The 12,797-nt window shown below is 59.1% G+C and carries 12 protein-coding genes; 7 read left to right on the plus strand and 5 right to left on the minus strand.

From position 1 onward, the window contains the following. Nucleotide 1: 1 nt before the first annotated feature. Both purL and AZF01_RS06050 read right to left on the minus strand, forming a co-directional pair. On the minus strand, nt 2–2,263 hold the full coding sequence (gene purL, locus AZF01_RS06045; protein ID WP_061449644.1) for a phosphoribosylformylglycinamidine synthase subunit PurL: 2,262 nt from the start codon (nt 2,261–2,263) through the stop codon (nt 2–4). 114 nt (nt 2,264–2,377) lie between these two features. After that, a complete protein-coding gene (locus tag AZF01_RS06050) occupies nt 2,378–3,832 on the minus strand; it encodes a TrkH family potassium uptake protein (RefSeq protein ID WP_024705989.1) in 1,455 nt (484 codons plus the stop codon). Between the two features lie 104 nt (nt 3,833–3,936). Here AZF01_RS06050 and ilvA point away from each other — a divergent pair, with 104 nt between their 5' ends. The 3 genes from ilvA (at nt 3,937) to AZF01_RS06065 (ending at nt 6,822) form a co-directional block, all read left to right on the plus strand. Further along, nucleotides 3,937–5,187: a threonine ammonia-lyase gene (gene ilvA / locus AZF01_RS06055; protein WP_024705988.1), complete on the plus strand. Its 1,251-nt coding sequence runs from the start codon at nt 3,937–3,939 to the stop codon at nt 5,185–5,187. A 96-nt stretch (nt 5,188–5,283) separates the two neighbouring features. Then, nucleotides 5,284–5,607, plus strand: a complete 324-nt coding sequence (locus AZF01_RS06060; protein WP_024705987.1) for an HlyU family transcriptional regulator — start codon at nt 5,284–5,286, stop codon at nt 5,605–5,607. Between the two features lie 828 nt (nt 5,608–6,435). Continuing rightward, entirely contained in the window at nt 6,436–6,822 is a 387-nt protein-coding gene (locus AZF01_RS06065) for a hypothetical protein (protein ID WP_024705986.1), read from the plus strand. On the opposite strand, the gene AZF01_RS06070 is transcribed toward AZF01_RS06065, so the two are convergent. Next, the gene (locus AZF01_RS06070; protein ID WP_024705985.1) at nt 6,798–7,025 is read right to left on the minus strand and encodes a hypothetical protein; all 228 of its coding nucleotides are present in this window, start codon (nt 7,023–7,025) and stop codon (nt 6,798–6,800) included. The two genes, AZF01_RS06065 and AZF01_RS06070, sit on opposite strands and share 25 nt — an antisense overlap. A 343-nt stretch (nt 7,026–7,368) precedes the next feature. Here AZF01_RS06070 and AZF01_RS23850 point away from each other — a divergent pair, with 343 nt between their 5' ends. From AZF01_RS23850 to AZF01_RS06085, 4 genes are all read left to right on the plus strand, one after another. Then, nucleotides 7,369–7,653 (plus strand): hypothetical protein, encoded by a 285-nt coding sequence (locus AZF01_RS23850; protein WP_152534400.1) that lies wholly within the window; start codon nt 7,369–7,371, stop codon nt 7,651–7,653. Beyond that, the gene (locus AZF01_RS06075) at nt 7,650–8,681 is read left to right on the plus strand and encodes a helix-turn-helix domain-containing protein (protein ID WP_024705984.1); all 1,032 of its coding nucleotides are present in this window, start codon (nt 7,650–7,652) and stop codon (nt 8,679–8,681) included. The genes AZF01_RS23850 and AZF01_RS06075 overlap by 4 nt, the downstream gene beginning before the upstream one ends. Before the next feature lie 144 nt (nt 8,682–8,825). Further along, nucleotides 8,826–9,347: a DNA packaging protein gene (locus AZF01_RS06080; RefSeq protein ID WP_024705983.1), complete on the plus strand. Its 522-nt coding sequence runs from the start codon at nt 8,826–8,828 to the stop codon at nt 9,345–9,347. Next, on the plus strand, nt 9,337–11,115 hold the full coding sequence (locus AZF01_RS06085; protein WP_024705982.1) for a phage terminase large subunit family protein: 1,779 nt from the start codon (nt 9,337–9,339) through the stop codon (nt 11,113–11,115). Before AZF01_RS06080 ends, AZF01_RS06085 begins: the two co-directional genes overlap by 11 nt. A 1,028-nt stretch (nt 11,116–12,143) precedes the next feature. Here AZF01_RS06085 and AZF01_RS23855 read toward each other — a convergent pair. Further along, nucleotides 12,144–12,551 (minus strand): hypothetical protein, encoded by a 408-nt coding sequence (locus AZF01_RS23855; protein ID WP_152534399.1) that lies wholly within the window; start codon nt 12,549–12,551, stop codon nt 12,144–12,146. Nucleotides 12,552–12,561: 10 nt separating this feature from the next. Continuing rightward, complete coding sequence (locus AZF01_RS23390) at nt 12,562–12,792, minus strand: helix-turn-helix domain-containing protein (RefSeq protein ID WP_371260671.1); 231 nt, start codon at nt 12,790–12,792, stop codon at nt 12,562–12,564. Nucleotides 12,793–12,797 lie beyond the last annotated feature (5 nt).

Here is a 12,797-nt window from a genome sequence, read left to right on the forward strand (position 1 = left end):
TTCAGTGCTCCTCGCTTGCCGCCGGTTCTTCCGCCGACGGGCCGTTGCCGCCTGCCGCGGACATGAAGCGAGGGAACCACATTTCGTGGGTCTCGCGCAACTCCTTGACGGAGACGGAAACCAGCTCGTCGATCACGAGCGCGTCACCCTCGACCTTGCCGAGACGGCGGAACTGCACGCCGCTGCCTTCCGCCGAAGCGCAGACGAAGTTGCCGTATTCGGCGGGCACCGTGATCACGTAGCGGGCCTGATCCTCGCCGAAGAGCAGGGCATGGGGCAGGCCGCGGGCCTGTTCGACGCTCAGTTTCATGCCCTTGCCGGCGGCCATGCACATCTCGGCAAGCGTGACGGCAAGGCCGCCGGTGGAAATGTCGTGGCAGGCGGTGACCTGGCCATTGGTGATCGCCGAGCGGACGAAATTGCCGTTGCGGCGCTCGACATAGAGATCAACCGCCGGCGCCGGACCGTCGATGAGGCCGAGCACGTCGCGCATATAGGCGGTGGCGCCAAGGTGGTCGCCGTCGGCGCCGATGAGAATCACATGGTCGCCTTCCGAAAAGGAGCCGATTCGCGCCATCCTGCGCCAGTCTGCAATCAACCCGACCCCGCCGATGGTGGGCGTCGGCAGGATCGCCTCGCCATTGGTCTCGTTGTAAAGCGAGACGTTGCCGGAAACGATCGGGAAGTCGAGCGCGCGGCAGGCCTCGCCGATGCCCTCGATCGCCTTGACGAACTGGCCCATGATCTCCGGCTTCTCCGGATTGCCGAAATTGAGATTGTCGGTTGCCGCCAGCGGCTCCGCGCCGGTGGCGGTGATGTTGCGCCAGCATTCGGCAACCGCCTGCTTGCCCCCCTCGAAGGGGTCGGCCTCGACGTAATGCGGGGTCACGTCGCAGGAAAAGGCGAGCGCCTTGACCGGGTGGCCGTCGACGCGCACGACGCCGGCATCGCCGCCGGGGATCTGCAGCGAGTTGCCCTGGATCAGGGTGTCATACTGCTCATAGACCCAGCGCCGGCTCGACTGGTTCGGGCCGCCGATGATTTTCAGAAGCGCGGCGTTGTAGTCATTCGGCGCCTCGACGAGATGGGCGGGCAGTTCGCCGCGCCTGTCCGGCTCGCGCCAGGGACGGTCATATTCCGGCGCCTCGTCGCCCAGTTCCTTGATCGGCAGGTTGGCAACCTCCTCGCCCTGGTGCAGCACGCGGAACCGCAAATCATCGGTGGTCTTGCCGACGATGGCGAAGTCGAGGCCCCATTTGCGGAAGATCGCCTCGGCTTCCTCTTCCTTTTCCGGGTCGAGAACCATCAGCATGCGCTCCTGGCTCTCCGACAGCATCATCTCGTAGGCCGTCATCTCGGTCTCGCGCACCGGCACCCGATCGAGATCGAGTTCGACGCCGAGATTGCCCTTGGCCCCCATTTCGACGGCCGAACAGGTAAGCCCCGCCGCGCCCATGTCCTGGATCGCGATCACCGCGCCGGTCTGCATCAGTTCCATGCAGGCTTCCAGCAGGCATTTTTCGGTAAAGGGGTCGCCGACCTGCACGGTCGGGCGCTTTTCCTCGATGTCCTCGTCGAATTCGGCGGATGCCATGGTCGCCCCGCCGACGCCGTCGCGACCGGTCTTCGCGCCGAGATAGACGACCGGCAGGCCGACGCCCTTGGCCTCGGAATAGAAGATGGCGTCAGTGCGGGCGATGCCGGCGGCAAAGGCGTTGACGAGATTATTGCCGTTGTAGCGGGCGTCGAACTCCACTTCGCCGCCGACGGTCGGCACGCCGAAGGAATTGCCGTAGCCGCCGACGCCGGCAACGACGCCGGACACCAGATGCCGGGTCTTGGGATGGTCCGGCGCGCCGAAGCGCAGCGCATTCATGGCCGCAACCGGGCGCGCGCCCATGGTAAAGATGTCGCGCAATATGCCGCCGACCCCGGTTGCCGCCCCCTGATAGGGCTCGATATAGGAGGGGTGATTGTGGCTTTCCATCTTGAAGACGACGCAGTCGCCGTCATCGATGTCGACGATGCCGGCATTTTCGCCCGGCCCCTGGATAACCCGCCGCCCGGTGGTCGGCAGGGTTCTCAGCCAGCGCTTCGAGGACTTGTAGGAGCAGTGCTCGTTCCACATCGCGGAGAAGATACCGAGTTCGGTGAAGGTCGGCTCGCGGCCGATAAGCTCCAGAACCCGCTCATATTCGTCCGGCTTCAGTCCGTGGGCTTCGACGAGTTCAGGCGTGATCGCCTGAGTGTTGGAAAGTGTCATGAGACAAGAGCATCCCGCATTGGTTTTCGACGTTCGGCGCTTTTCGCCACTCAATAAAGCGGTTCAGGCCGAAATGGAAGCTTCTCCGCCGCTGCTGCACGGTTTTCCGGCGCTTCAGCCCCGCCAGTACATCGGCATCAGGATGACGGCGACGGTGAGAATTTCGAGACGACCGAGCAGCATCAGCACCGACAGAAGGTAGAGCTCCGGATCGGCGAAGCTCGAGAAATTGCCGGAGGGGCCGATGATATTGCCGAGACCCGGGCCGACATTCGAAAGCGCCGTCAGAACGGCCGATGTCGCCGTGATCAGGTCATAGCCGAAGGCGGCCATGGCGAGGCTGCCGAAGGCCCACAGAAGAATATAGGCCGTGAAGAACATCGAGACGGCGCGCTGCGTCTCCGAATCGACGCTCAGACGGCCGTAGCGGATCGAGTAGACGGCATTCGGGTAGATCAGTTTCTTCATGCCGGTGGACAGCATGTTGTAGAGAATCAGGAAGCGGTAGGACTTGATGCCGCCGGCTGTGGAGCCGGAGCACCCGCCCATGAAGGTGAGGAAGAAGACCATCACCACGGCAAACGCCCCCCAGGCGGTGTAGTCGGTGCTGGCGAAACCCGTGGTCGACAGGATGGAGGACACGTTGAACAGCGACTGGACCAGCGCGTTGACGAAGTCCATTTGCCCGTCGAGGCTGATATAGAGCGCCAGAAGGAAGGCCGCTATCGCCAGATAGGACAGAAACAGGATGATCTGCGGGTCGCGCAGCGTATCGAGGCGGCCGCGGACCACGAACAGGATCAGGATAGAGAAGGGCAGGCTGCACAGTGTCATGAAGAAGCTTGCGATCAGGAGCAGCCTCGGATTGTCGAAATAGCCGAACGACGCGTCATGCGTCGAGAAGCCGCCTGTCGCCACCGTCGTCAGCGCATGATTGACGGCATCGAAATGCGACATGCCTGCCAGGTCATAGGAGACGGCGCAGGCAATGGTGATGCCGACATAGATGGCCAGGAACGCCCTGGTGAAACTTGCCATGCGGGCGAAGGGCTTGTCGCTCGTGTCCGATGATTCCATCTTGAAGAAGGCCATCCCGCCGATGCGCAGGAAGGGCAGGATGAAGAGCCCGAGGGCGACGATGCCGATGCCGCCCATCCATTGCAGCAGCGAGCGCCAGAGCAGGAGGCCGGGCGCGGCGTCGTCCAGGCCTGTCAGGACCGTGGAGCCCGTGGTGGTGATGGCCGAGACGGCCTCGAACAGCGCCTGGGCGAAGGTCAGGTCTTCGCGCGCGAGGAAGATCGGGATCGAGCCGACCAGCGCGAAGGTCATCCACAGGAGGTTGACGAGAAAAAAGCCGAGCCTGCGGCTGAAAGGCGGGGGATTGCCGCGCATGGCGACGGCGGTGACGACGCTGGTGCCGCCCACCATGAAGCCGCAGATGGCGAAGACCTGCCAGTCGTCATTGGCATAATAGAGGTCGGCCATGGCCGGCACGAACATGGCGGCGGCAAGGTAGATCCCGCAAATGGCCGCGATATAGAAAGCAGACCGCAATAGAGTGGCGTTCAAGGAGACCGTACCCTGTCATACTCTGTGTCATCAGCGGGGTTTTTCCAAACCCGTGATCTATGCCATAGCGGTGTAGCGGCACAAACTCAATGGGAAGCAGAAGAATGCGCGACGAAGTGAGAGAAGCGACCACGGCCTTGCGGCAATTGTTCGGGCCGACCCCGCTCCAGCGCAATGCCCACCTGAGCGCTGCGTTCGAGGCCGACATCTATCTGAAGCGCGAAGACCTGACGCCGGTGCGCTCCTACAAGCTGCGCGGCGCCTTCAACTTCATGCGCAAGCGCATGGCCGAAGGCGGCGGCGACAGGGTGTTCGCCTGCGCCTCTGCCGGCAATCACGCCCAGGGCTTTGCCTATTGCTGCCGCCATTTCGGGGTTGAGGGCGTTGTTTTCATGCCGGTGACGACGCCGCAGCAGAAGATCGATAAGACCCGCATTTTCGGTGCCGGCCACATCCGCATCGAGCTTGTCGGGGATATCTTCGATGTCTGCTACGCGGCCGCGAAGGCCTTTGTCGAAGAGAATGACGGCGTGATGGTGCCGCCCTTCGACGATCCCGACATCATCGAGGGACAGGCGAGCGTTGCCGCCGAGATCGAGGCCGAATGGCCGGAGGAAGGCAGGCTGCCGGACCTGATCGTCATGCCGGTCGGCGGCGGCGGCCTTTCGGCGGGCATTACCGGTTACTTCAACGGGCAGCTTGCTGACGAGGCCTTTCTCTTCGCAGAGCCCGCGGGCGCGCCGAGCCTGAGGCGCTCGCTCGAGGCAGGCGAAATCGTGACGCTGGACGAGGTCGACAATTTCGTCGATGGCGCCGCCGTTGCCCGGATCGGCGACGCCAATTTCGCGGCGCTCGGCCGGTTTTCGCCCGAACAGGTGATGCTGGTGCCGGAAAACGCGATCTGCGCGACGATGACCGAGATGCTGAATGTCGAAGGGGTTGTGCTGGAGCCGGCGGGGGCGCTGGCGCTGACCGCGCTTTCCAGGCTGCCGCCGGAGAGGGTGCGCGGCCGCAGGATCGTCGTTCTGGTCTCCGGCGGCAATTTCGACTTCGACCGGCTTCCGGACGTCAAGGAGCGGGCGATGCGCCATGCGGGGCTCAAGAAATATTTCATCCTGCGGCTGCCGCAGCGCCCGGGGGCGCTCAAGGATTTCCTCAACCTTCTCGGCCCGCAGGATGATATCGCCCGTTTCGAATATCTGAAGAAATCGGCGCGCAATTTCGGCTCGATCCTGATCGGCATCGAAACCGCGAAGCCGGAAAATTTCGCCGCCTTGTTTGAAAAGATGACGGAAAGCGGCCTCAGATATCAGGATATCACCGAAAACGAGATCCTGGCCAATCTGATCATCTGAGCGCGGGGAAGAAGCTTTGTCGCGGTCCAAAGACCCGCGCAAGACTGGCGAACCCGGGAACGATCGTTTAAGAACGCTAAAAAAGGGAGTTTGTTTATGGCATCGTTTTTCTCGAAGCTCGGTTCTTTGTTTTCCGGCGGCGCCGGCGGCGGTCAGGAGAACGAGCAGGCCGTCAAGTCGATCGTCCACGAGGACTGCATCATCTTCGCCGAGCCGGTGAAGGAAGGCGCGCAGTACCGGCTCCAGGGCCGGATCGAAAAGGAAGTGGGCGAGGAAACGCTGGTTCGCACCTTCATCCGGGCCGATCTGTTCGCCTCCCAGGACGAAGCCATCGAGTGGAGCCTGAAGAAGGGCAAGCAGATCGTCGACCAGAACGGCCGGTCGCTGTTTTCCGACGGTGAGAAACACCGCACGGCCTGACCGGGTCCGTCGCCTGACCGGACTCGTCGGAAGCTTCGTGCTGCCGAATGCCAGACCCTTTCCCACAGCGCCCGTTTCTTGGCGGTGACGCATGGGCGGGCTGAGGCGCGTGCCTGCCTGGCGGCGACCGATGCGGCGCTCGCGCCGATCGGAAAACGCGCCCTTCTGTGCCATCCCCTGTCGTTTGGCGACTGTGTGCGAACCGGCCGGCCCGCCCGCCGAACGACCGACGCCTTCACGACAGACGTGAACAGGCAAGGGCGATCCAGCCGAAGAACAGGCCGGGCTTTCTCAACAGGCGGAAGCCCTTTGGCGCTTTGTCGGTCTCGCCGGTTTTCTTTCGGACCTTGCGCGCCCGCATCGCCGCATCGCAGACGCCGGGTCTCCCGCGCGCGAAGCATTTTTCCAGATCCGGCGGCCCCGGGGCGGCAGCCGGTTTCAGGGCGCATGTCGGGGCGCACGAGGCCGGTCCCGCCGACTGCTCCGGGTCTGTCTGGCGGATGCGGTGCTTTGCGGGGTGCCGGACAAGGGCCGGCAGCCGCTTCAGGCGGCTCAGTGTGTTGACAAAGCCTGCTCCAATTCCCGGCCGTCATGCTCGCGCTTGCTGTACGGCCTTGATACTTACCTGACAGATGTTCGCCTGGCACTTTCCGGATAGTAATCTGGGATGTTGGGATGGGGTGGGAGGCGAAGTCTGTGGTGGATCGACGGTTGGCGTTTTGCCGGCTTTGTGCGCTTGAGGGCGCGAATGTTTCGCAATTGTGCCCGCGCTTGAGGATATCTTGCCAGACGGGCTATATCTGATTGAAGCGAGTCAGGTCCTGCGAGGTGGCGCAGGATCGACATCCGCACAGCAGTCCGCGGCGCGCCGATCGGGCGGTTGAGCAGGCGGTGCGCTATGCGCATCCGGCCTGGGGTGCCCGCAAGATTGCGTGCATGCCGGAGCGTTCGGGGATCGATCCGCCGGCGGCCTCCACCGTCCATGCTATCCTGGTCGGTCACAAACGGAACGCAACATCCGAGGGCGCGGCACCGGCTTCTGGACGTTTCGCGCGCGAAGCGCCAAACCTGCTGTGGCAGATGGACTTCAAAGGACGTTTTCAACTCGTCTCGGGGGACTGGTGCCATCCGCTCACCGTCCTCGATGATCATTCGCGGTTTGCCGTCGCGCGCTGGCTGCCGCAGGCCAGCTACATGTGGAAGATCAGCAGGTAGCTCGTCAGTATGGCGATCCCGAAAAAGGAGATCCACACCGGCATGTTGAACGACGCCGCGGCGGGCATTTGCGTGTGCTGCTCTTTCTCGACCGCGCTTCCGCTATGCGTTTCCAGCGCAGCGAGACTGTAGCTGCCGCAACGGCGGCAAACGCGCCCAGTATCCTGCACCATCATGCAATCGGTACATTTGTAGCGAGCCATGTTCGGTTCCTCTCCCGATATGGCAAAGTATAATCCCGAATGGCAGCGCAATCAAGGTATTATAACAATGTAATTTATTGTTAACGCTGAGAAAAATACACGACTGAAGGGCTGTTTGGCTTGCTGGCTTGTTGCCGCCAAAGCATCTCTGCTAAGCGTTTGATTTGCTAATATTATGCGTCGTCAGCGCCTCCGAAGGCGAGGGCCGCCGCGAAGCTCGGAAAACCTCAAGAGTTCGCCGTCTCCGACGGTGAAGTCTGAGAGCAAACGATTGAAATCAATCACCACAAGCCGAAACTGAATCCGGCGAGGCAAAAAAGAAAGTCTTGGCTGGGAAGGGATGGTGGGCGATGAGAAACCGCCTGCTGCAAAAGGAACCAAGCGCTTACGGGCATTTGAGACAAAAGAAAAAGATCAACGAAAACAGTGTTTTTCAATTTCCAGTGTCTCACGTTTTCAGCCTGCGAATCACCCAAGTTCGAAACTTACGCAGTCGCTTCATAAGAAGTGCTCTGAGGTCGGCAGTGCGATCATTTCAGCCCTGACTGAACGCTTCCAGCTGAGCGCCCTTGAGGCCAGCGGAGCGGCCAAGCTGGGCCGTGAGGTCGAGCAGGGGAGGCAGGCATGAGCGTTGACGACTACACCCGCCTGCGCCTGACATGGCTCGATCAGGTCTTCGAGGATGAGGCCCTGAGCAAGAGCGCGGCCACCAATGTCGCTTTCTTCATCTCCAAGCACTTCAATCGCCAGCGCTTCAACGACAGCGGCATTTTCAGCGCATGGCCGAGTTATGCCACGCTGGCGGAGAAAGTCGGCTGTACGGAGCGCACAGTCCAGAGCGCTGTCCGCCTGCTTGCCAAGCGCGGTCATCTGAAGACCAAGGGCAAGGGCGGGCGCAACTGCACGTTGACTTACTTCGCTGTTTTGAAGCGCTCAGAGCAGCAAGAACAGCCCGAAATCCTCCCTGAAAAAGGTGGAAACACATTTCCACGTTTTGTGCAGGACGATGAAATTGACGCTGCGAAAGGTGGAAATCCGACGTCCGAAACGTGGAAATCTGAAGGTGCAAAAGGTAGAAGCCAGTTTCCTACAAACTCTTTGAATAAATCTTTGAATGAACCCTTTGAGTTAGGCGCGCGCGCGGAAGCCGAAATCACATCGCTCCCGCAACAGCCAGCCGAAGAGCAGAAGGCTCGGGATGAAGGGAGTAGGTTGCATTCTCATCACATCACACCGGCGGCAGCGGCGGTTGCAGTGCTGTCTGCCTTGATGAAGGGACCGGGGCCACTGCCACCACCACCGCCTATCGTTCGCAGAGACCCAAGGCCCGAGTGGCTGATGGATCACCAAGCGAACCATGGATGGCCGAACGTCTATGAGAACCTCGGTAACCCCGAGCGCTGGGCAGAGGCTTTCGATGATCTGGCTTATGAGATGGAACCCGTTGCAGCCTCGAAGGAGAACCGCCTGTGGCGTGAATGGGCGGCGGTCTATCGCAAGAGAGGCTGGCCGCTGCCGCCTGCGCAGGATCAGTTGGTCCATTTCCCCGACTGCGGCCCGAAGGGCTTTGACGGCTTCCTTGAGCGGCTTGATGCAGCGCTGAGGGAGGAAGCGATCAGCGAGGCGGGCAACGTCCTGAGGATTGCGGCGCGATGACAGGGCAGAGAGGGCGGACAGGCCAGCCAGAGACCGCGCTCGGGTCCTTCCTTTAGGCCCTGATGCGGGTATTTGGCACCCCGCGATTTCAGTCACTGAGAGTAAATTTTATACCTAAAAACAATTGGTTAGTTTGGAATGGGTATGCAGGAAACGCATAGCAATACCGCCGATCCGGCGCTCTCGCAGATGCCGAGAAGCCTTTCGAAATCGGCCTTTGCAAAGTTTGTCGAGGTTTCGCCTGGGCGCATCTCGCAGATGGTCAAGCAGGGCCTTCCGGTCGAGGCTGACGGCAAGATCGATGTAGCGCGCGGCAAGCTCTGGATCTCCGAGAACATCAACCACACCCGCGCCGCCTCTCACGCCAAAGGGCCGACGCTGTTCGGCGAGGAAAAGCAAAAGACCTCGCTCACCGCAGAGCGCGCCCGGCTGGCGAAGGAACAGGCCGACGCCGCCGAGATCAAGAATGCCATCCTGCGCAAGGAACTGGTTCACGCTTCCGACGTCGAGCGGGAATGGGCGGCAGTGTTGCGCAAGGTCCGCGCTGGCGTCCTCGCCGTTCCCTCCCGTGTCCGCCAGCTTCTGCCGCATCTGACCCCGCATGACGTCGAAGCCTTCGACAACGAACTCCGCCGCGCTCTTGAGGATCTCGCCAATGACGACTGACACCCTTGCGAACGTTCGCAAAAGCGCTCTTGCTGCCTTGATGCCGCCGCCGAAGCGCAGGCTTTCGGACTGGATCGAGGAAACGATCATGCTGCCCGATGACGTGTCGGCGCTGCCCGGTTCCGTGCGCCTCTGGCCCTTCCAGCGCGATATTGCCGACGCCATCGGTGATCCGCTGATCGAGCGCGTCACGCTGGTCAAGCCCGTCCGCGTCGGCTTCACAACGCTGCTGACCGGCGCCCTTGCCGGGTATATCGCGAATGACCCTTCGCCGATCCTCTGCCTTTTGCCGACAGAAGCGGATTGCCGCGACTACATGGTTTCGGATATCGAGCCGATCTTCAACGCCTCGCCGGACCTGATCGGGCTTCTGGCTCGTGGCGGCAGTGACGGCGAGCGCAACACGCTCATGGCAAGGCGCTTTCCGGGCGGCTCTCTGAAGGTGGTTGCCGCCAAGGCACCGCGTAACCTGCGCCGTCACAATGTCCGCGTTCTGCTTTGCGATGAGGTGGACGGGATGGAGAACGGCGCGGAAGGCTCGCCGATCCTCCTGGCCGAACGGCGCACCCTGTCCTTTGCCGACCGCAAGATCGTGATCGGTTCAACGCCGGTCTATGCCAACACAAGCCACGTGCTGCGCTCCTATGAGCAATCCGACAAGCGGGTGTTTGAGGTTCCGTGCCCGGAATGCGGCGGGTTCCACGAGATCCAGTGGAAGGATATCCAGTGGCCCGAGGGCGAACCGGAGCGCGCCGCCTATCACTGCCCTTCATGCGGCTGCGAGATCGAGGAACGGTGGAAGCCACAAATGGTCTCAGACGGCCGCTGGCGCGCCACACAGCCCGAAGTAACCGATCACGCGGGTTTCCGCCTCAACGCGCTCGTGTCGCTTCTGGCGAACGCCTCATGGGCCAAACTGGCGAAGGAGTTTCTTGCCGCCAAGGATGACCCGGCGCTCTTGCAGGTGTTCACAAACACCATTCTTGCCGAAGGTTGGAACGAGGCAGGCGAGGAACTGGACGAGAACGACCTCTACAGCCGCCGCGAAGCCTTCGGGCTTGAACCGGTCCCGCAAGAGGCTCTTGCGCTCACAGCGGGCGTTGACGTCCAGAGAGACCGGCTTGAGATTTCTTTCCTGGGATGGACGGAAGCGGGCGAGTGTCTGGTTCTCGGGCATCGTGTCATCTGGGGTAGCCCGCATGACGAGGAAACATGGGCCGAACTGGAAAGCCTTCTCTCGACACGCTGGCCGCATGCCCTTGGCGGACGCATGGGGCTTGATGCCGCTGTGGTCGATAGCGGCGACGGCGAGACTATGGAGCGGGTCTATGCCTTCTGTTTTCCGCGCTATCGGCGCAAGATCGTTGCGGGCAAGGGTGTTGCCGGTAACCGGCAATGGATCGAGCGCTCCAAGACCAAGCGCGGCGGCAATCTGTTTCTGGTGGGGGTCGATGGCCTGAAGGCGCATATCGTGGCGAGGCTCGCCCGTGGGCGCACGATCCGCTTTGCGAATGACCTGCCGCCTGTCTGGTTTGAACAGCTTGCTAGTGAGCGGCTTGTGGTGCGCTATTCGCGCGGTCAGCCGTCCCGACGGTTTGAACGGATACCCGGTCGGGCGGCTGAGGCGCTGGACTGCGTTGTCTATGGCTTCGCGGCTCGGCAGTTGGTTAACGTGAACTGGCTTCAGAGGGCGGATGATCTGAGGCATGATCAGCCGCAGACGCGGCAGGAAGAGCAGCGGGTGGTGCGAAGCCGTTGGCTGCGATAGATTGGCTAATTTGGTTTGAGATACCCCTTCTCGACCATGGAATCACGATCTTGTTGTTCCTGCCTAAGAAACTCGGCATATATTTCCGACCGGATTTGGGCGGCTATGTCTGGGCGCAATTGCTCAAATACTTGGATCACTTGATTGCTGGTATAATCTCGGTATGGAATTGGAAGTCGTGTGATTAAAAAAAACACCGTCGATGATAACATCGAAAAAGCTACGATACCGACGATTACTTTCGAATAGATTTTCAGACTCTCGTGAATCCAGACATAATTCAATACGACGAATGTAAAATAAAATGATATAATATAAAATATGAATATAGACACCAGAAAAATAACTAGAATAGCTGAATTTATAGAAAGTGATAATGAGTTGAATGTTATATGTGGCAAGTTAAAAGGATGGTAAAATCCTTGAATGTAACTTCTATCATATTTTATTTTGTAATAAGTGTATAGCTCTGGCTCCAGTTTTTTATTTATTATATGATTTATATACGAGTTCAAAATGAACATTTTATTATCATTGTTGATACATATTATTCCTATAATAGTGTTGATGACTAATATCAATTCAAGCGCCCCGGGGAAGTCGGAAACGTGAAATCCAAATACATTTAACCCCAGCTCAACACCGTAAACCTTAAGTAGAGAAAAAATAAAAAGAGAAGACGATACCAAGAAAAGTTTATTGTTGAATGACGCGATTCTGATGCTCACAGTATGCATCTCGTCGGCTAGTTTCTTGTCTAGTAGTATGTTGCCATTCTCTGGCTCATATAGATCGAGGTCCAAATCAACAAGTTGATCTGGTCTAAGAAAAACTATCGGGTTGACTAGTGACCTTCTCCTTTGGGATCTGAAGAAGAACATCACTAGAGCTATCTTTTTCTTTATAAAGAATAGCATAGAAATATCCATCGTGTGAATTTCGTTCTTTGCGATAGGCCATCTATGAACGATGTCATCCAATGGCTTTGAGCCAAAGAGCGAAAATAGACATGAGCTCAAAAAGGTCTTTTACCTGAAGCTAGGTCTGCCGCGCCACCTCTCTTTTGCTTTTAGATACTCGTCATTTCTGTGCTCATCTATTTTTTGGGCCTTTTCAACGTCTCCGAATGGAAGGCGAACGGGGACACTAAATGTAAGCCTGTTCGCCGCGCCACGTCTATGCTCTGCACTTGCGTCAACCCCAAGACCAAATACTCTTAGGCCGCCACTTCCAGCTCCTTCGGTTTCTGCCGATACCGCAATATCGAAGTCAACTCTAGTGAACATGCCGTACTCACCGGCATCGAAAAGCTGATCCGTATTCCAGATCGTGTTTTTCTTCGCATTTATATTCTCACCTCCATCACTGTTTTGCGCTTCATTTATACCTCTGAGTATTTCTTTTAGGCTTTTGCTAATATATTCGCTCAACTCCATTCTTTCCTCCTCATTCTGTCTTGCGTAGCCGCACGCCTGGCGACTTGCCATCGTCATTTAGAAAAACGATTCCAGCTCCTTCTAAAGCCTGTTTAATGGCTTCAAGCGTTCGAGGCAGTAGCTCTTCGCCTCGTTCAAAACGTGAAACCGTGTCGGCTGAAACACCTGCGTTCTTGGCGAGGTCGCGAACCCCCCAGCCAACAGCTGCACGAGCCATTTTGCATTGGATAGGCAATATCATATCAT

The sequence above is a fragment of the Martelella sp. AD-3 genome, from assembly GCF_001578105.1.
GTDB lineage: Bacteria > Pseudomonadota > Alphaproteobacteria > Rhizobiales > Rhizobiaceae > Martelella.